The following is an 18,561-nucleotide window of genomic DNA, read 5'->3' on the forward strand; positions in this document are numbered from 1 at the left end:
ACCCTTGCTCGCCATGAGGCCCCCCGCGTGTGAGCGGTCACGCAATTCGGCTCTGTCGGAGATCTTGTGACCGACGCAGTCATGGGCTGTGGAGGATGCGTTTTCGGAGAAGCGGGAGGTGCGCGCGGCCGAAGCCCGTGCGCTTGAGGAGCTTGGCTCTCGTGGCGTGACCTTCGACCTGGACCGAGTTCCACGGGGTGGCGAAGGCGGCGGTGACGGCATCAAGGTCGCGGTGGAAACCGTTGGCCAGCGAGTGCAGGGCGGACAGGTCGTCGGCCTTGACCCGGTCCATCCAGGCGGGGAGGGCCTCGGCGTTCTGGTCTCGCAGCATCGCGGCGAAGTCACGGACGTGCCGGACGGTGAGGTCCAGGTGCGGACAGCCGGTGCGGAACTCTCTGAGCTCGGTAGCGTCCGCCTCTGCGCTCATGGTCCAGCGGACCACGCGCCGCGGCTTGGGAACGGCCCTGACCGGGGGCGGGGGTGCGGGTGGTGACTTCGGCAGTGGGCTGTGCGGCTTCTTGAACGGGGCGTACCGGCGGCCGCTTTGAACGTCACCGGTGAAGCCCTGCTCCTGGATCTCGTGGTGGAGACGGGGGACGTCGTGGCGGCCCTCGCGCCAGCGTTGATGGAGATACGGCCTGCAGGGGTCGAGTTTCGAGGTCCGGTGGGCGGCCTTGAGCAGGAGTTCCTCCAGGCTCTGGGCTCCGCGGCAGATCACCTCGATCTCGGGGTGGCCGGCGAGCCAGGAGGCCAGGGGTTCGACATCCCGGCCGGGCAGGACATCCAGCACCCGACGGGCCCCCAGTCCACCAGGAGGGTCGCGTAGGAGTCGCCCTTGCGGAGGGCGAAGTCGTCCACGCCCAACACTCTGACCAGGCCGGACGGAGGATCCGGAACAGCATGGAGCAGTCCCACAAGCACGTCCTTGGCCACCGGCATCCCCAAGAGCACGGCCGCCGGGCCCCGGGACGCCCCGCCAGCACCATCGCGATCGACGACGGCATCCGGCGTAACAGCAGCGTGTACCGGGCGTGCGGCTGGGCCGGACCCTCCACCTGCTCGGCAAACGTCACTGCGGAGCAGTGGGAGCTGCTGCACTTGAACCGCCGCACCACGAACTCGATCACCACCGGCCTCAGCCCGACCGGCGCATCTCGCAGCCGCCGCGTGTACCGGCCGTGCATCCGCCAGGACCGCATGCCGCACTCCGGACACCGCACCGGCAGCGTGCGGCACTACGCACGACACGTGACCACCCCGGCGGTTCGCTCCACCGACTCCACCACCACACCGGCCAAATGCGGCAGCAACCGCCCAATTCCTCTGAACCGCCCACCCAGTTGATGCCCAGTTCAGACCGGTTCTGTCACAAGATCTCCGACAGAGGGCCGTCCACACCGGCTGCTGAACGGCGCCAGAGTGGCCTCACCGATGTGTTCGACCGGTAATCCGTCGTCACCGGTCTGGACGCAGCGCACCTGTCGATCTCCACGAGCAGTGCGGCGCGCTCCAGTCGTCCGCGGACGTGGTCAGCGAAGGCGAGCTCACTGGCCTCCCAGGGCCGCGTGGGCCAAGGCCCCGGGCTGGACCATGATCAACGATCGGCTCGGCGTGGGTCCGTCCTCGCCGAGGAATGAACCATCAGGATCATCAGTTACACGAGGAACAAGCGACAGCATGTCGTTCCTCTCGGCTTGGAGGAGCTTTCCATGACTGCAGAACTGGACGGGTCCACCGCTCTTGTCACCGGCGCCACCGCCGGCATCGGCCGGGCCGTTGCCCTTCGCCTGGCAGCATTGGGGGCCTCGGTCATCGTCCACGGGCGGGACGAGCAGCGAGGTGCTGAGACCGTCAAGGAGATCGCTGCCGCAGGTGGGAAGGCCCGGTTCGTTGCTGCGGATCTGAGCAGCTCTGAAGATGTCCTGCGTCTTGCCACCGAAGCAGGCGAGGTGGACATTCTGATCAACAACGCCGGTATCTACCGGTTCGCCAGCACGCCGGACACCACCGCCGAGATGTTCGACGCTCAGATGGCCGTCAACTCACGCGCGCCGATGCTCCTTGTCGGTGCCCTCGCCCCGGGAATGGCTGCACGGGGGCGTGGCGCCATCGTGAGTGTGAGCACAGCGGCGGCTACCACGCCGGTGCGGGGAACGGGCGCCTACGGGGCCTCCAAAGCTGCACTCGAACTGCTCACACGAGTATGGGCTGACGAGTTCGGCGGCCAGGGCGTCCGCGTGAACGCCGTGGCCCCGGGTCCTGTCCATACCCCCGGGACGGAGGAGATGGGAGACGAAGCCCTCCAGGTGATCGGGCGAACCACCGTACTGGGGCGGGTCGCAGACCCTGAAGAAATCGCGGAAGCGGTTGTGTTCCTTGCCTCCTCCCGCGCCAGCTACATCACCGGCGCGGTGCTCGAGGCACGCGGCGGACAACTCGCGATCGGCTGACTCCGGGCTGGGCCAGGATGGACATGCCGAACCTGACACCCATGCCCATGATGCCCAAGGGCTGACCGGCGTGCCCGACGGGAAAGGCCCACACCACGACCAGCTGCTCGATGCCCAAGAGCGGCCCGTTCGGGCACGAGGCGAAGGTCCCCGGGTGCTCGGTCCGGCGACGGCTGCCTCGAGCCGTAAGAAGGGTTTCTGATCCCGGCGTGAGCCGTTGACGCGGTGCAGTTACGGAGGCAGCAGGCGAGACGATGGTCGCTGCCCAAGCATCAGGTGGCCAGGCCGGCCACTGTCGGTCTGCATTCTTCGGCATGTGATCAGGGCCGGCCTGGGCGAGGCTGACGTGATGCTAGAGCTCTGCGTGAGCCTGGAGCCGTTCGCGCAGCTCGATCTGGCCCTCGGGAGTATCGAACGGAAATCAGTGCGGATGTGATCGTGTTCGCAGCCCTGCGGTGACCATGGCCGTCGGCACGGGTGTGGCCGCGTTCTCCGCGGAGACGGTCTCCCCGCGGCCCGGAGCGGCGCGCTCACTGATCCCCCGCGTCGCGGCCCCGCAGGCCGCGCGGCGTGAGTTGGTGGCGAGCATTCCCGTTCGCATGGCGCCATGGACGCCGGCCGGGCTCTTCATGGGGCTCGTAGCCAACATCATCCGGGACCTGCTCGACCTTCACAGCGGCCTCCTGAACGGCGCCACGGCGTCAGTGGCCGGCCTCTCCCTCGGCCGCCTGACCCCACGCCGCACGGTCTTCGTTGGCGGTGCGGCGTGCTGTTGGGAACCGTCGTGATCGAGGCGGGTGCCACCACCGGACTGCTGTCCCTTCTCTGGGTGGGAGGCGTCATCGACGGTGTGGGCTTCGGCGCCTCGTTCTCCGGCGCGGTCCGGGCCGTCGCCCGCTCGTGCACCCCACGAAGGACCGGGACTCTTCGGATCGGTCTACCCGGTCGCCTACCGGAGCTTCGGTGTGCCGGCGATCGTCGCGGGACTTCTGATCGCTCCGGTCGGACTGCTTGGTACCGTCCTCGGGTACGGCGTCGCCGCACCCGTCGTGGCATCAGCCGTTGGGCCGTTCGCGCAGTACTGCGTTACCGCGCGCGACCGATCCGGAAAGGAGACGTCGGCGCCGGTCAGGCCGTGGCGTTGACGTCGGCCCAGTGGACGACGTGTCCGGGCTGGTCGTGCTCGCCGTGGGCGGTGGTGATGTGGTCGATGATGTCCAGCCCGCGGCCGTGCTCGTCGGGGGTGCCGCCGGCTGCCCACTCGCCCTGCCTGTCGGCGGGGCCTCCGTCGGAGACCTCGATGTGCACCCGGCGGGTGTCCGCGTCGCGATTCAGCGCGAGGTTCAGTGGGGGCTGGGCGTGCTCGACGGCGTTGGCGACGAGTTCGGAAACGGTCAGCAGCACCGAGTCGGCCGCCTCCTCGGGGACACCCCACCACGTCAGGAGCCTTTGGGTGATCCTGCGGGCCTCTCCGGCGGCTTCCGGACGGTGCGCGAGGGGCCAGGCGCCGCCCGTTGCCCGTCGCGGCCTCCGGGTGACGCCTCGCCGCGGGGAGATGGTGGGCGCGTAGGTGTAGGTCATGGTCATCACCCTCTTCCGGCGCCACGGTGACGCCCGGGACTGCAGGCCCCTAACGACCCATTTATTTGTCTATATAGAGTGGTGATATAGAGCCTCGAGTTGAGGATCTTGACCTGGTGGACGACGAGATTGCAGCTGGCCGGTAAAGCCGCTTACAGCCTGCAGGATTGTCCGGGGTTTCCCCGCAGGGCAGCGTAGAGACCAGGAAAACGGAATTGAACGGACGTCAGAAGGCCCAACGCCCGACAGTCCCCTTCCGCGCGCGTCACGCCTGATGCGCTGTCACATTCCCTTTCACTCCAGGAGATTGATCATGCGTAACATCAAGTGGCCCCTCGCCGCCCTCGCGGGTATCGCTCTGGCCCTGGGAGGTTCCGCCGTGTCGGCCGTCGCCGCGCCGGCCTCGCCGGTGGGCGTGCTTCAGGATCACCACCACCATGGTGACGACGTCGACTTCGCCCACTTCACTCACGACCACGGCGACGGCGGCTGGGGCGACGACGGAGGGCGATGGTAGTCCCCTCCCCGAGGGGGCCGGCCGCGCGCCGGCCCCTGTCCGTGCCCGGCCGGCACTCCCCCAGGCAGTCGACCCGCCGGCGCGCTCGTCCTCCTCACCGGCGTCGAAAGCGCAGCGGCGGTCTAGTCGCGGCCTGTGCGGCCGCTCGGCACGAGCGGCAGTACCGCACTGAGGGTGGTTCCCGCCGTGCGCGGACTGTCCAGAACCATCCTGCCGCCGAGGGCTTCCACTCGGTCCTTCAGGCCCATGAGGCCGGTGCCAGCGGCAAAGGCGGCGCCGCCGACGCCGTCGTCCTGTACGCGGACACGCAGTACGCCGGAGTCGGTGTCCCCGGTGACGGTGACGGTGACGGTCGAGGCCTTTGCGTGCTTCGCCGCGTTCGTCAGTGCCTCGGAGACGACGTAGTACGCGCTGACTTCCACCCGTTCGGGCAGTCTCCCCTGGAGGCGCACCTCGACATCGACGGGGAGGACCGATCGGCGGGCAAGCGCCCTCAGCGCGGGACCGAGGCCGCCGTGAGCCAGGACCGCCGGATGGATGCCCCGTGCCACCTCGCGGAGTTCGTCGAACGCGCCCGTGACCCCGGCGGCGATGTCGCGCAGTCGCGCGCGGAGCTCGTGCAGATCCGGTGGAACCGTCAGCTGCGCGTGCTGGAGCAGGAGGAGCAACGACACGAGCCTCTGCTGGACGCCGTCGTGCAGATCACGTTCGATACGGCGGCGCGCCCCGTCGGCGGCCGTCACGACACGGGCGCGTGAGGCGGTCAGTTCGGCATGGGTCCTGGCGTTCTCGATGGCGATCGCTGCCAGATCGGCGAAGGCGGCCATCTGGGACTCGGTGTTCGCCGGGAACGGGCCGTCGCTCTCCTTCGAGGCGACGATCACGCCCCACACCTCCCCGCTCACCACGATCGGGCGTCCCACCGACGAGCGCATGCCCGGTGCCCGTGCCTTCCGGACGATCGCTGCGGTGGTGTCCTCGACGTCCTCGATGCGAACGGGACCGCACGTCGGCCGGACCTGGCGGGCGACACCGCGTCCGTCGAGGGCGGAGCGAGCACCGACGGGCGGCGGATCCGGCCCGCCCCGACGGCTCCAGGTCGCGACGCCACGCATGCCGCCGTACGCCTCGAAACACGCCAGGCAGGCCAGATCGGCGCCGCAGAGGAGGCCCATCTCGCGGGTCACGGCCTCGAACACGGTCGACGGCGGAGCGGACCGTGCGACGAGGGTTGCGACCTGCCGCAGCGCGGACTGTTGCTGCGACAGTTGTGCCGACACCTGAGCGGAGCGCCGTAGCCGCGCCGCCAGGCGGCCGACGATCGCCGCCGTGAGGAGGAAGGCGCCCAGAGGGACGGCGGATTGCGAGCCGGTGATCCCAAAGCCGTGCCGCCCGGCGTACGGCGCGACGGCGCCCAGGAGGCCCGCCACACCCGCCACGATCGCCGTTCCGGCGAGCCGGCCCGTCACCCGGTGCCGACTCCGTATGCCCACCCGGCCCTGTGTCATCGCTTCACGCCTCCGGCCCGGCCTGGACCCGGCGGTTCAGCGGTCGACTGATGCAGATGCCCATGAGAACCTGCAGCTGGGCAGGTCATCGCCGCCATCGGCCGGCGACGGAATCGGCCGGACATGCCGCACAGGACGGTGGAAGGCGCGGTATGACACAGTTGCGAGTGGTTCTGGCGGACGACGACGTGCTGCTTCGCCAGGGCCTGGCAGGCCTGCTCGAGCGGGCCGAGGTGTCCGTCGTGGGGCAGGCCGGTGACGGCCCGGCCTTGCTGCAGCTCGCGAGGGACACGGTGCCCGACCTGGTCGTGGTCGACATCCGTATGCCGCCGACCAACACCACGGAGGGACTGGATGCGGCCCGCGTCATTCGCCGTGAGCTGCCGGATGTCGGCATCCTGGTCCTGTCCGCGCATGTCGAGGTGGAGCAGGCCATGGAGCTGTTGGCCGGCGGTCGGCGGATCGGGTATCTGCTCAAGAGCCGGGTCGCCGACGTGGAGGAGTTCCTGGAGGCGGTCAGGCGGATCGCCAAGGGCGGATCCGTCGTGGATCCCGCCCTGGTTCAGGAACTCGTCGCGGCGCAACGACGAAGGAATCCGCTCGACGCGCTGAGCGCACGCGAGCGCGAGGTACTGGCCCTGATGGCTGAGGGCCGGTCCAACGTAGGTATCGCACGCCGTCTCTGGGTCACCGAGGGCACCGTCGAGAAGCACGTGCGCAGCATCCTCGGCAAACTGGGCCTGTCCGAGACCGACGATGACCACCGGCGGGTACGAGCCGTCCTGACCTTCCTGCAGGCCCCCTGATCCCGCGCCGAACAGGACGCGGTCCGGCGACACCTCTGCGGTGCGATGGACATGGCGGCTGCCCGCCAGGTCGCGGGGCGCCCGGAACCGGATCAGCATGTCGGCCGCTGTCCCTTCTGACGGCCCGACCCGTCGGGCGGCCACTGGCTCCCCGGTGCCTCGGTCACCGTGGCAGTGCAGGGCACTCGTCCCGGCCGGTCGTCCACTCCCCCGCGGGCTGATGTCGTCGCGAGGGGGCTGGTGGAGGTTGCCGCCCGCGTGGTCTCGCCTCGGATGCGGATCAGGGAGGTGGCTGCGGCGGCGAGGGCCATGGCGATGGCCAGGGTGAAGACGATGACCAGGCCGTCGTGGAAGGGCCGGGAGATCAGGTGGGGGAAGAATTCCCGCCCGGTCAGGATCGCCGTGTTGGCTCGAGGGAGGTGGTCGAGGATGGTCGGGCCGAGGAGCTGCCGGATGGGGTTGTAGCCGAGGAAGGCCGCGAACAGGACGCCGACCGGCGGCAGCATGGCAACGGTGTGAGCGGCTGGGGCGGGCACGTGCTGGGCGGTGAGGCCGGAGCTGAGGGTGTGCGGCAGTGAGCCGGCGAGTCCGGCGACCATCAAGGAGAAGAAAACGCCCATGGACAGCACCGTGCCGGCATTCTGGAAGGTGGCGCGCATGCCGGAGGCGGCGCCGCGGGCGTCCGACGGAACGCTGGACATGATGATCGATGTGTTCGGCGCTGCGAACAGCCCGTTGCCGAGGCCGTTGAGCAGGACCAGGGCCGCGAAGAGGCCGTAGGGGAAGTCGGTGGGCAGGAGGAGCAGCCCGGCGAAGGAGGCGGCCATCACGACGCATCCGGCGACCGCGAACGGCCGGGCGCCCCATCTGTCCGACAGGGCCCCGGAGACCGGTCCGGCGGCGAGGAAGCCGACGGTGAGGGGCAGCAGGTAGATGCCGGCCCACAGCGGGGTGCGGGCGTAGTCGTAGCCGTGGAGCGGCAGCCAGATGCCCTGCAGCCAGATGATGAGCATGAACTGCAGACCACCGCGGGCGATCGCGCCCAGCAGAGTGGCCGCGTTGCCGCCGGCGAAGGCGGCATTGCGGAACAGCCGCAGCGGGAACATCGGTTCGGCGACGTTCATCTCCACGACGCAGAAGACGGCCAGTGTCAGCGTGCCGCCGACGAGACCGGCGAGCACCCAGGGGTTGGTCCAACCCATCGTGTGGCCGCCGTACGGCTGGATGCCGTAGGTGATGGCAGCCAGCAGTGCCGTCAGGCCGGCGGCGAAGGTGAGGTTTCCCCACCAGTCGATCCGCCCGGGATTGCGGATGCCCGTCTCGTGCAGCGACTTGTACGCCCACACGGTGCCGATCAGTCCGATCGGCACGTTGACCCAGAAGATGGAGCGCCAGTTCCACTCCACGAGCGCGCCGCCGAGGACCAGACCGATGAACGTGCCGGCGATGCCGGCGACCATGTTCACGCCGAGCGCCATGCCGCGCTGCCGGGCGGGGAAGGCGTCGGTGAGGATGGCGGTCGAGTTGGCCATCAGCATCGCGCCGCCGACGGCCTGCACGATCCGCCACCCGATCAGCCACAGTGCGCCGGCCGAGCCGTGCAGCGGGTCGACGGAGAGGATCACCGAGGTGACGGTGAAGATGACGAATCCCGCGTTGTAGATGCGTACCCGGCCCCGCATGTCGCCGAGACGGCCGAGGGTCACGACCAACACGGCAGTGACCAGCAGGTAGCCCATCAGCATCCACAGCAGGTAACCGACGTTGCCCGGCCGGAGCGGGTCGAGACGGATGCCGGTGAAGATACCGGGCAGCGAGATCAGCACGATCGAGCCATTGATGGTCGCGATCAGGACGCCGAGTGTGGTGTTGGTCAGCGCCACCCACTTGTAGCGGGGGTGGTCGGCGCTGATCCAGGCACGGCGACCGCGGGGACGGACGCCGGGGGCGGTACCACCCGTAAGGCGGGGGCGGGGGCTCTGGTCGGTGGTCACCGGCTGCCCTCCCTCCTTGCTTCCTGGGGGGACGAGCGGGTCAGTTCACGGTTGCCGGGCTGAGCGCGGGTGTGGCTGCGAAGGCGGCCCACGATGCGCGGTCGACGACCAGACGGCGCAGCGTGCGTGCTTGACGAGGGGCGTTCCAGCCGAGTACGCCGACCACCCTCCCGTGGTGCCCGTAGGCGGCGGCGAAGTGGCCGTCCGACGGGTCGCCGTAGACGATCCGCATCTCAGCGTCCGGCGGGAAGATCCCGTACGCCTGGATCCTGGTGTCGTACTGGTCGGTCCAGAAGTAGGGCACGGGAGCGAACGGAGTCGCGTCGCCGAGCAGGTTGCCGGCCACGGCCATGGCCTGCTCGCCGGCGTTCATCCGGTGCTCCAGCCGCATGCGGGTGCCGAAGTGGGCATTGGGCCAGGAGGCGACGTCGCCGGCGGCGTAGATCCCTGGTGCCGCCTGGCAATACGCGTCGCACTCCACCCCGTCTCCCAGCCGCAGGCCCGAACCTTCCAACCAGCCGGTCGCGGGCGCGGCGCCGAGGGCCAGGACGACGACGTCGGCCGGCAGCGTGGTGCCGTCGCCGAGTTCCACTCCGGTCACCCGGCCGCCGGCGCCGCGCAGCCGGCGTACCGGCACTCCGCAACGCAGGCGGGTTCCGTGGCCCCCATGCAGCTCGGCGACGAGCGCACCGATCCGGTCCCCGAACGGGCGCCGCACCGGGACCGGTTCCGGCTCGGCCACGGTCACCTCCAGGCCCATGGCCCGGACGGCCGCGGCCACCTCGGTGCCGAGGAATCCGGCACCGACCACGACCACCCGGGGCCCGGCGAGCAGCGCGACGCGCAGGGCGAGGGCGTCGTCGAGCGAGCGCAGGACATGGACTCCGGCCAGGTCGCTGTCGGGCAGGCGCCGGGGCGTGACACCGGTGGCGATGACCAAAGCGTCGAAGCCGACGCTCTCGCCGCCTGCAAGGCGCACCCGGCGGCCCGGGACGTCGAGGGCGACGGCGCGCTGCCCGAGCCGCAGGTCGGCCCGCAGCCGCGCGAGGTCAGGTAGGGAGCGCAGGGTGGCGCGTTCGGGCCCCCAGGCGCCGGTCAGGATCTGCTTGGACAGCGGCGGCCGGTCGTACGGCGGGCGGGATTCCTCACCGATCAGCGTGAGGGTGCCGTCCCAGCCTCGGCGGCGGAGGGTCTCGGCCGCGGTCAGGCCGGCGGCCGAGGCTCCCACGATGACGATCCGGTTCACTCCTCTGGCTCCTGTTCTTCCAGCCAGATGGCCTGAGCCGGGCAGAGGGCGACGGCCTGCCGGACGTCGTCCGCGAGGCCCTCAGGAGGGTTCTCGGCGAGCAGGACGACGATGCCGTCCTCCTCGCGCTGGTCGAACACCTCCGGCGTGGTCAGCACGCACTGACCGGAGGCCACACACTTGTTCTGATCGACGATCACCTTCATCGGATCCTCCTTTCCCGCGCGGCACTTGGCCGCGCTCACCAGGTGACGGGCAGCTCGTAGACGCCGTAGACGGCCCCGTCGTGCTTGAACGGGATCTCGTCGAGATCCACGGCGAGCTTCAACGTGGGGATGCGGCGGTACAGGGTGCTGTAGACGACCTGCAGCTCCACCCGGGCCAGCGGCTGGCCCAGGCACTGGTGGACGCCGAAGCCGAAGGCCACGTGGTGGCGGGGATTGCTGTCGATGTCCAGTTGGTCGGGGTCGGGGAAGGCCGCGGGATCGCGGTTGGCGACGTCGTTGGAGAGGACGACGCCCTCGCCGGTGCGGATGGTCACGCCGCCGACCTCGATGTCCTCCAGGGCCACCCGGCGCCGTCCGCTGTGCGGGATGGTGAGGTAGCGCAGGAGTTCCTCGACGGCCGAGGCGACCGTCTTCGGGTCGTCGCTCTCGCGCAGCCGGTCCAGCTGGTCCGGGTTCTGCAGCAGGGCCAGGGTGCCCAGCGCGATCATGTTCGCGGTGGTCTCGTGCCCGGCGGTCAGCAGCAGCATCCCCATGCCGGCCGCTTCACGCCGGGAGAGCTCACCGGCCCTGACCCGCTCGGCCAGCGCGGAGAGCACGTCGTCGGCCGGGTGGGCGAGCTTGACGCCGATCTGCTGGTCCAGGTAGTCGAGCAGTTGCTGTGTGGCCACCCGCGCCTGCTCCACGGTGCTGGTTCGCTTGATCAGGATCTTGCTGTTGGCCTGGAAGAAGTCGTGGTCGGCATACGGAACGCCGAGCAGCTCGCAGATCACCAGCGATGGCACCGGCAACGCGAACGCCTGCACCAGATCAACCGGCTTTGGCCCGGGGAGCATGGTGTCGATCAGGCCGTCGACGATCTTCTGAATGGCCGGCCGTAGCGCCTCCACCTGCCTGACGGAAAAGGCCGCGGTCACCATTCGGCGAAGCCGGGCGTGCTCCGGATCGTCCATGTTGATGAAGGTCCGAGACTGCCTCCGGCGCTCCTTTTGGGCCGGGCTCACGTGGGGGTAGTGCGGGAGGTCGCTGTCCGAGCTGATCCGTGGATCGGCCAGCAGAGCCCGTACGTCGTCGTAGCGGGTGACCAGCCACGGGGTGCTGCCGTCCCACAGCCGCACCCGGCTGATCGGAGCCTGGTCCTGCAGAGTGTGCAGAGCCGGCGGCGGATCGAAGGGGCAGCGGGCAGCCCGGGCCATGGGGTAGTCCGGTACCTGCGTCGACGGCACATCGGTGCCGGGTGCCGAGAAGGTGTTCATGGTTCTCCGCCCTTTCCGGAAGTCGGATATGGGGGCAGTGCCGGGACCGGGCCCAGTGCGCGGGGGCGACGGAGCAGGTCCCGCCTGCAGGAGGAGACACCGAAGAGCGCAGCCAGGAGGCTCAGGAGGGCGATTCGCCGCCGGAAACACTTGGTCGCCGCACCATCCGGCGCACGATGGGCAGGGCCGTGCGCATGGCCTCGCCCAGCACTCGCACGTCCTGCTCGGGCAACGCGGCCAGCATGTCGGCCACCCGGGCACACTGCGCGCGCCGGCGCTCGGCCATCACCTCTCGCCCGGCTTCCGTGATGGCAACCAGGCGGACCCGCCCGTCCTCGGGGTGGCCCACTCGAGTGGCCAGGCCCAGGTCTTCCAGCCGATGCACCAGGGCGGTCATCGACGGTTGTGCGATACCCTCCGCCGCTGCCAGCGCGGTCAGCCGGATCGGACCTTCCCGCTCCAGCCGGCTGAGCGCCGCGGCGGTGGTCAGACTCATGCCCTGCCGATCCGACAGCAGGTGCCTGACCAGTCCGACGGCCAGCTCGTTCAGCGCCGCCGCCACCTCCTGGTGACCCTCTTCAGGTGTCTCATCCATACCCATACCTATATCACCCTTCTATATAGGTTGTCTATATTCCCAACCTATATAGACAGACTATATAGAAGGGTGATATAAATGCCGTAGCCCTTCAGGGGTTCTGGTCACAACCGGGGCGCCGCAGCGGCGCCCGGAGGAAGGTGATGACCGTGACCTGCACCTACGCCCCAGAGGCACCCTCTCGCAGAGGTCCTGCTCGGAGTCCGTCGACATCAGTCGACACATGGACCCTCGCGCACGACCCGGAAGCCGCGGGGGAGGCCCGCAAGATCACCAAAGAGTTCCTGGCCCAGTGGAGCGTCGCCGAGGACACGGCCGACTCGGTCCTCCTGACCGTCTCCGAACTCGTCACCAACGCCGTGGAGCACGCCCAGCCTCCAGTGAACTTCGGACTGAGCCGCGACCCGGGCACTCAGCGAGTCCACATCGAGGTGTCCGACGGAGGCCCCGCCGCCACGGACGGCGACTGGGCAGCCAGCTGCACCCCCGACGAGCATGGCCGCGGACTGGAGATCGTCGATCGGCTCACCGCCGCGCACGGCCACCGTGAGGAGGCCGGACGCGCTGTCCACTGGGCCGACGTCACCAGCACGCCCCGACTCGACCGCGCGGCAACAGGCTGCGCCGGATGACGGCACCAGCCGTCGCATGGAGCGGCTGCTGCCGCCGAGCACGGCGATTCTCATAAACGGTCATCTGTGAGAGTTCTACGATTGCGTCGAAGGTGACACGTTTCCGCGGGTCGCCGCTCGCAGAAGACCTCTCGAAACCGGCATGCCGTGCAAGGCACTTCTGAGGCGCAGCCGCCATGGATTCGACGCCCGGTCAGGCCGAATCGGCGGCAGAACGTCGCGGCTGCCCGAACGGTGACGCGTCCGCCGGCCGCGCTGCCACACCCGGGGCGGGAAGAGACAGCCTCGAAATGCCACAGCCCCACTTCGTCCTCGTTTCCGCTCTGCGAGAGGAACTCGAAGTGCCGGTTCCTGCAAGCCGAGGCCCTGGCCACGCGTGGAAGCAGGGTGGGCGCTCGCGGTCGTGCCGCGCCCCGCTTGGAGCAGCCGGCGAGAATCGGGCACGCCCGTGCGCCGGCCGCCCGGCAGAAGCCGGCGAGCCGGCTCGAAGCTCTCCTGCCCACGCGGTCGGTGGAGCCTCCATCGGCGGCGTCAAGCCGTGTTGAGGGGCACTCGGTAGCCGAGGAAATGAGGGGGCCGCCAGACCCGGCGGCCCTATTTGATCAATGCGCTGACCTGCCTAGAGCTGATGACAGCTGTCAACGTGCGTCATCGTTGAGTGTCCTCCGATGGCCCCGAGATCGGCCGGGATCACTACCCGATGACAGGTTCCAGAACGAACACCGGGAACTCCCGCGAGGTCTTCTTCTGTACGTCGGCGTACCTCGGAAAGACGGCGACCGCGCGTTGCCACCACTCCGCCCTCTCCTCGCCGGTGGCCTCATGGGCCGTCATGTCCTGCTTCACTGAGCCGTCCTGGAGTTCGACGTGCGGATCGGCCTTGAGGTTGAAGTACCACAGGGGATGCTTGGGGGATCCACCCAACGAGCCGACCACCGCATAGCGCCCGCCGTACTCGACGCGCATCACCGGCGCCTTGCGGATCTTGCCGCTCTTGGCGCCCCGGGTGGTCAGCACCACCACGGGCCGCCCTGTGTCCCACAGTGTCGTCCCCTTGGTGCCGCCGGAGCTTTCGTACACCTCCACTTGCTCGCGCACCCACTGCGTCGTGCTCGGTTCATACTCGCCCTCGAGAGGCATGGCATCCGTCCCCTCGTCGTAGGAATGTTCTCGCACCGAGCTCTAACGCCGGTGTGCGCACCAGACATTCCGGGCAGGGAGTGACCTTGCAGGTGGATGCACTGCCCGCGGTCCGCTCCGACTTCCCACCTGGGGCCATCGCTCCGAGGGCCCACTCACGCCCGAGGAACCGACCTTCGCGAACGCCTCCAGGCCCAGGTACTCCAGAGCTGAAGGTCGAGTAGCCGGCAAGATCATCGCCTAGGGCCAACGGCAGTTCCCGCGATCTCCGAGGCCCGTTTCGCAGATCGCCCAGAAGCGTCATCACCTCGGGCAAGAACCAGGGTAATCGCCCCTCGGTCGCCACGGCCTACTGCATCCTCGCCGAGGGCGAAACGGTCGGCCTCAGGACCTTTTCTCGCTTCGGGCCTACGTGCCTTGGCCCGCGAGTGCGACCTTCCTTCCGGTGCGTGCCGCTTCTCTGATCCGCTCCAGCATGCGGTGCCGCCGGACAGCGTGCCGGAAGTCGGGAACGCCGTCCTCGTCCGGTGCGAGGTTCCCGGTGATCTGGTCGCGCAGGAGCGCGTACTGGTGGGCGACGTTGCAGGCGGGCTCGGCGGTTCGCTCGGTCCACCGGGTCAGCGACCGTTGGTATCGGGCGGGAATCGGAAGTTCGACCGGCGCGCCGTCGCTGCCCCTGGCGCCGTACAGCCGCAGCCCCCCGTACCACCACCATGGAGCCTGGACGGCCTTGACGACGAGATCGCCGTCCGTGCCGTTGATCTCCCAGTGAAACGCGGTGGCGCGGGACGTCCCACCGCGGAGGTGCATCGCGGCCACGGCCCCCGACTCCAGCACCCCCGTGACCGCGATCTGGTCCTCTGCGCTCTTGGCCGCGACCGCCCCGCTCGTGACGTGGACGACCTCGGGGCGCAGATTCTCGACGAGAGCCGACACCTCGCGGAACTCCCCGAGCACCATGGTCAGCGCGTCGACCGAGTGCCCGAAGGGGATCGACAGCAGCGTGGCGCCGCTCGTGACGTCCAGAATGTATGCATAGTTGTCTTCGTAAGTGGCGCCCCCGATCCCGCCCGACCCGAGCATGCTGGTCGACAGCACCCGCCCCACATAGCCGTCGGCGACCAGGTCCCGCAGATACCGAAGCGACGGAGCCGACCGGGCCTGCAGGCCGACTCCCGTGAGCACACCCCTGCGATGCGCGAGGTCGGCCAGCTCCTCGGCCTGTGCGAGGTCGGCACCGAGCGGCCACTCGCTGAACACCATCTTCCCCGCTTCCAGCGCGGGTCGGATGAGCTCCAGGTGGTGCGGAACCTTCACCGTCACCACCACGAGATCGACTTCCTCACTGCGGGCCAGCTCCTCTGCGCTGTCGAAGGTCAGCGGCACCGCATACTTCTCGCCGGCGGCACGCGTCGATTCGGCGGTGCCGGCGCTCAGCGCCCGCAACTCGTATCCGTCGAGCCCGGCCAGCGCCGGCACATGGGCGGTGGCCGCCCACCCTCCGCGCGCGCTCAGACCTACGACACCGACACGAATCAGCCCTCCATGAGGGGAAGTGGACGTCATGTGCACCCCAGTGTTCGCGACCGCCTGCTCTCTCACCTCAGAACGGCCCATAGCCATGGAGGACACGGTCCGAGCATCACGTTCAGCTACATGCCCTAGTTCTGAGAGGACTTCTGCGAGCGAGCTGGGCGAATGGGGGCGGTTCACGCGTGGCCGGGCGGCTCTCTCAACTGACCGCTTGCGAGAGACCCGAACCGGAACTGGCGCTATCGCTAACCACGGTTCCGGTGTTCCCCGAGGCCGTTATCCCAATAGGGAAGCGAGCCTGCGCCATTCCTCCCTCGGGAGCTTGTCCCTGCGGGTGCCCGTGAGCACCTGGAGGGCCACGTGGTCCCCGCCTGCCTGATGGAAGGTGTCGATGCGGTCGCGGATGCGGTCCTCGTCGCCCCAGGCGAAGACCGCGTCGATCAGGCGGTCGCTGCCGCCCTCGGCCAGGTCGGCCTCGGTGAAGCCGTGCCGCAGGAAGTTGTTGGTGTAGTTCGGCAGGGTGAGGTACATGGCGAGGGCGTCGCGGGCCAGCGCGCGGGCCTGGGCCGGGTCGGTCTCCAGGACCACCTTCAGCTCCGGGGCGAGCAGTGGGCCCTCGCCGAGGATCTCGCGGGCCTGGGCGGTGTGTTCGGGCGTGACCAGGTAGGGGATGGCGCCGGCCGCCCGCTCGCCGGACAGCTTCAGCATCTTGGGGCCCAGCGCGGCCAGCACCCTGCTGTCGGCGGCGACGCCGGCCTCGTCCAGCTCGTCGAGATAGCCGGTCATCGCCGCGTACGGGCGGCTGTAGTCCTTCACCAGCGGGCCGTGGCTCACGCCGAGACCCACCAGGTAGCGGTCGGGGTGCGCCGATGCCACCTCGGCGAAGCCGGCCGCGGTCGTGGCGGCCTCCTGCTGCCAGATGTTCAGGACGCTGGTGCCGACGAGGACGCGGCGCGTCGCCCCGATCAGCGGGGCGGCATGGTCGGCGGTGCTGTTGTTGCCGAGCCAGATGGCGCCGTACCCGAGTTCCTCCAGCTCGGCCGCGGCCTCGTCCAGTTCGCCGCGCCGGGCCGGGTCCTCCGAGCGCAGTTCGACGCTCCAGGCACCGTACCGGCCGACTCGCTGCTTCAGGGGGACTGCGGTGTCGCTCATCGGGTGTTCCCTCCGCGTGGTGAGCTGTGCCGTGATCATCACGTCTCCAGCCACTGCCGACCGGAGGGCGTCCCGGGTCGATTCCCGCCGTTCCCTCAGTTGGTCGAACGGCCCATAAGACGTCGCACACGCACGAGCGCGCCACTGTGGTGGGCGGGCTCGTGCCTGTCCGGGCGTGAGTAGTTGGCGTACAGAAAGTGCCGATCAGGGCCTCGACCAGCTCCTGCTGGCGAAGGCGGATTCCCGCGGCGGCAGGTCGTGCGGAGCGGGTCCTACTCGCAGGCGGCGGCCCTGATAGAGGAGCGCGTTGACGATCTCCCGCATCTCGTAGCGGCCCTGGTGGCCGCTGACCGAGGGGTGCGCGGCCTTCCACGCGGCGATCACCTGCTCGATCAAGGAACGGCTTGTGCTCCTCGGGCTGAGGCGGGGTGTGTAGAACTACTGGGCTCCCTCCGTCGGCTGGCCCCCCCTCGAACTCGAGATAGTCCGGTGGCGGATACAGATGCTGCTCGATCGCGGTCTGAATAGTTGCACGGCCAGAGTTCCAGATCATCGGGGATCGGGCGTTCGATGGCGGCAGAAGGCGGCGAACCCCAGCAACGGGGCGTTCAAGGATGCCCCAGCAGGCAAGTACCACCCGGATCTGTCCACAAGATGCGGCGACATGTACCCGTCCCCAGCGTGCACGAGGAAGTGGCGCACATGGCCTCCGGAGCCGTGTGCGCAGGTTCGAATCCTGCCGGGGGCACTCGTCGAGGATCAGCAGAAATCATCCGCTGACCAGGGCGGATGCCGACATGAAAGAGCGGGAGACAGTCTCACTGTCTCCCGCTCTTTCTCGTTGTTGCGCACCGATCGCGTGTGAGGAGCGTGTGGGCCACACACGCCGCCCACCGTGCCTGCTAGAGGCACCAGTGCGGCATGCAGAGCTTCTGATCTTGCTCAACTCACCCTCGCCGGTGAACACATGCGGTGGTACCCAACGCCCCATCTCTGAGCAGGGATAGAGCCGTTGTCGTCTGTCGTCGTTGGCCGCCCACGGGCGGCCAACAGACGGTCCGGTTCTGGACCTGGAAGGCCGCTAGCGATAGCCCCCACAAGCAGCCCGGTACCGCAGGTGACCTGCACATTACGACCGGTGAGTGGGGTCCGGAGAGTGCCTGTTTCTACACTCTCGTGCGAGAGCCCGCGAGGGGCCGCTAGCCTCCGGGCCGTGAGCCAACGACGCTTCAGCTCTTACTCGCAGCGCTCGGAGTGGGAGGGACGCTGGCAGCAGCCCTATTGACGCAAGCTCTCCAGAAAAAAGCCGAGCGAGAGAGAAGGGCTGCCGAAGACCTTCGTAGGTGGCACTCGGAACGCTTCCGCGTAGCCAAAGAGCTTTTCTACAGGGTCAAGGAAACGGAACGCATCCTGTGGGCCGCGTGTGCTTCCCTGCCCAGTGATGAGGAGTGTGCGAGGTTCCGTGAGGCTGGCCACACGACCATATTTAGCGTCCGCGAGGCCGATGTGCCTCCTGATGCTGGTGATCCGTTGATCTTCAACGCAGGGCACCTGGAGACCATCAAGGAAGCGCTGCTCCAGGCCCATGAGCTTCTTGAAGAAGCGGAGCAGCTTACCGCCGAGATTTCCATCCTGACCGAAGGGGCTACGCCGGATGCCGCGACAGTTATGTTCGAGGCCACATGGGAAGCCGCCGGTGCCCTGGAGACCACCCGAGGAAGCCGAGATGCCGCCGTCCGCGCCGTCCTAACCATGAAAGAGCCGATCGCTGCCTTCCAAGCTTCCGTGCGTGAGGAACTCGGTGTTACGACACCCCCGTGATCGCCCAATGAGCTTCTTCAGCGCTGCCGCTCCAGAGTGAGGATGGCCTTGGCGATTGACGTCATGCGGTTGGGGCTGCATCGGGACCTGCGGAAGATTCGCC

The 18,561-nt window shown here is 68.9% G+C and carries 18 protein-coding genes, 1 tRNA gene and 2 pseudogenes; 7 read left to right on the forward strand and 14 right to left on the reverse strand.

The window, feature by feature from the left end; all coding sequences use genetic code 11:
• Positions 1-79 precede the first annotated feature (79 nt).
• Together ACFZCP_RS44895 and ACFZCP_RS44900 are read right to left on the reverse strand one after the other, a co-directional pair.
• Positions 80-790 (reverse strand): transposase, encoded by a 711-nt coding sequence (locus ACFZCP_RS44895; RefSeq protein ID WP_391442767.1) that lies wholly within the window; start codon positions 788-790, stop codon positions 80-82.
• A 358-nt stretch (positions 791-1,148) separates the two neighbouring features.
• A pseudogene (locus tag ACFZCP_RS44900) lies at positions 1,149-1,199 on the reverse strand (hypothetical protein); the annotation flags it as partial.
• A 510-nt stretch (positions 1,200-1,709) separates the two neighbouring features.
• On the opposite strand from ACFZCP_RS44900, the gene ACFZCP_RS44905 reads away from it, so the two are divergent.
• Together ACFZCP_RS44905 and ACFZCP_RS44910 are read left to right on the forward strand one after the other, a co-directional pair.
• Positions 1,710-2,450: an SDR family oxidoreductase gene (locus tag ACFZCP_RS44905; RefSeq protein ID WP_391442770.1), complete on the forward strand. Its 741-nt coding sequence runs from the start codon at positions 1,710-1,712 to the stop codon at positions 2,448-2,450.
• Positions 2,451-2,911: 461 nt separating this feature from the next.
• Positions 2,912-3,238 (forward strand): hypothetical protein, encoded by a 327-nt coding sequence (locus tag ACFZCP_RS44910; RefSeq protein ID WP_391442772.1) that lies wholly within the window; start codon positions 2,912-2,914, stop codon positions 3,236-3,238.
• A 340-nt stretch (positions 3,239-3,578) separates the two neighbouring features.
• Here the strand turns inward: ACFZCP_RS44910 and ACFZCP_RS44915 are convergent, their stop codons facing one another.
• Positions 3,579-4,031 (reverse strand): ATP-binding protein, encoded by a 453-nt coding sequence (locus ACFZCP_RS44915; protein ID WP_391442774.1) that lies wholly within the window; start codon positions 4,029-4,031, stop codon positions 3,579-3,581.
• 313 nt (positions 4,032-4,344) lie between these two features.
• Here ACFZCP_RS44915 and ACFZCP_RS44920 point away from each other — a divergent pair, with 313 nt between their 5' ends.
• The gene (locus ACFZCP_RS44920) at positions 4,345-4,548 is read left to right on the forward strand and encodes a hypothetical protein (protein WP_391442776.1); all 204 of its coding nucleotides are present in this window, start codon (positions 4,345-4,347) and stop codon (positions 4,546-4,548) included.
• 122 nt (positions 4,549-4,670) lie between these two features.
• Here the strand turns inward: ACFZCP_RS44920 and ACFZCP_RS44925 are convergent, their stop codons facing one another.
• A complete protein-coding gene (locus ACFZCP_RS44925; RefSeq protein WP_391442779.1) occupies positions 4,671-6,041 on the reverse strand; it encodes a GAF domain-containing protein in 1,371 nt (456 codons plus the stop codon).
• Between the two features lie 167 nt (positions 6,042-6,208).
• On the opposite strand from ACFZCP_RS44925, the gene ACFZCP_RS44930 reads away from it, so the two are divergent.
• Positions 6,209-6,862 (forward strand): response regulator, encoded by a 654-nt coding sequence (locus ACFZCP_RS44930; RefSeq protein ID WP_391442781.1) that lies wholly within the window; start codon positions 6,209-6,211, stop codon positions 6,860-6,862.
• Positions 6,863-6,954: 92 nt separating this feature from the next.
• On the opposite strand, the gene ACFZCP_RS44935 is transcribed toward ACFZCP_RS44930, so the two are convergent.
• The 5 genes from ACFZCP_RS44935 to ACFZCP_RS44955 all read right to left on the reverse strand — a co-directional run bounded on the left by ACFZCP_RS44935 (position 6,955) and on the right by ACFZCP_RS44955 (position 12,177).
• Complete coding sequence (locus tag ACFZCP_RS44935; RefSeq protein ID WP_391442784.1) at positions 6,955-8,856, reverse strand: MFS transporter; 1,902 nt, start codon at positions 8,854-8,856, stop codon at positions 6,955-6,957.
• Between the two features lie 40 nt (positions 8,857-8,896).
• Positions 8,897-10,102: an FAD-dependent oxidoreductase gene (locus ACFZCP_RS44940; protein ID WP_391442786.1), complete on the reverse strand. Its 1,206-nt coding sequence runs from the start codon at positions 10,100-10,102 to the stop codon at positions 8,897-8,899.
• Positions 10,099-10,308 carry a 4Fe-4S domain-containing protein gene (locus ACFZCP_RS44945; RefSeq protein WP_391442788.1) on the reverse strand — a complete coding sequence of 70 codons (210 nt, stop codon included), beginning with the start codon at positions 10,306-10,308 and terminating at the stop codon, positions 10,099-10,101. The genes ACFZCP_RS44940 and ACFZCP_RS44945 overlap by 4 nt, the downstream gene beginning before the upstream one ends.
• Before the next feature lie 35 nt (positions 10,309-10,343).
• A complete protein-coding gene (locus ACFZCP_RS44950) occupies positions 10,344-11,582 on the reverse strand; it encodes a cytochrome P450 (protein ID WP_391442791.1) in 1,239 nt (412 codons plus the stop codon).
• 121 nt (positions 11,583-11,703) lie between these two features.
• The gene (locus tag ACFZCP_RS44955; RefSeq protein ID WP_391442794.1) at positions 11,704-12,177 is read right to left on the reverse strand and encodes a MarR family transcriptional regulator; all 474 of its coding nucleotides are present in this window, start codon (positions 12,175-12,177) and stop codon (positions 11,704-11,706) included.
• Positions 12,178-12,329: 152 nt separating this feature from the next.
• Here ACFZCP_RS44955 and ACFZCP_RS44960 point away from each other — a divergent pair, with 152 nt between their 5' ends.
• Positions 12,330-12,812, forward strand: coding sequence for an ATP-binding protein (locus ACFZCP_RS44960; RefSeq protein WP_391442797.1), 483 nt, complete (start codon positions 12,330-12,332; stop codon positions 12,810-12,812).
• Between the two features lie 693 nt (positions 12,813-13,505).
• On the opposite strand, the gene ACFZCP_RS44965 is transcribed toward ACFZCP_RS44960, so the two are convergent.
• From ACFZCP_RS44965 to ACFZCP_RS44980, 4 genes are all read right to left on the reverse strand, one after another.
• Positions 13,506-13,952, reverse strand: a complete 447-nt coding sequence (locus ACFZCP_RS44965) for a nitroreductase family deazaflavin-dependent oxidoreductase (RefSeq protein ID WP_031160696.1) — start codon at positions 13,950-13,952, stop codon at positions 13,506-13,508.
• A 408-nt stretch (positions 13,953-14,360) separates the two neighbouring features.
• Positions 14,361-15,518 (reverse strand): Gfo/Idh/MocA family oxidoreductase, encoded by a 1,158-nt coding sequence (locus ACFZCP_RS44970; RefSeq protein ID WP_391442800.1) that lies wholly within the window; start codon positions 15,516-15,518, stop codon positions 14,361-14,363.
• A gap of 243 nt (positions 15,519-15,761) precedes the next feature.
• Positions 15,762-16,637, reverse strand: coding sequence for a TIGR03620 family F420-dependent LLM class oxidoreductase (locus tag ACFZCP_RS44975; protein WP_391442802.1), 876 nt, complete (start codon positions 16,635-16,637; stop codon positions 15,762-15,764).
• A gap of 204 nt (positions 16,638-16,841) precedes the next feature.
• Complete coding sequence (locus ACFZCP_RS44980; RefSeq protein WP_391442805.1) at positions 16,842-17,033, reverse strand: hypothetical protein; 192 nt, start codon at positions 17,031-17,033, stop codon at positions 16,842-16,844.
• Between the two features lie 276 nt (positions 17,034-17,309).
• On the opposite strand from ACFZCP_RS44980, the gene ACFZCP_RS44985 reads away from it, so the two are divergent.
• Positions 17,310-17,385: transfer RNA gene (locus ACFZCP_RS44985), tRNA-Ser, on the forward strand.
• 533 nt (positions 17,386-17,918) lie between these two features.
• A complete protein-coding gene (locus ACFZCP_RS44990; protein WP_391442807.1) occupies positions 17,919-18,458 on the forward strand; it encodes a hypothetical protein in 540 nt (179 codons plus the stop codon).
• 17 nt (positions 18,459-18,475) lie between these two features.
• Here the strand turns inward: ACFZCP_RS44990 and ACFZCP_RS44995 are convergent.
• Positions 18,476-18,561: pseudogene (locus tag ACFZCP_RS44995) on the reverse strand (IS5/IS1182 family transposase); the annotation flags it as partial.

The sequence above is a fragment of the Streptomyces sp. NPDC007971 genome (assembly GCF_042958635.1).
Lineage (GTDB): Bacteria > Actinomycetota > Actinomycetes > Streptomycetales > Streptomycetaceae > Streptomyces.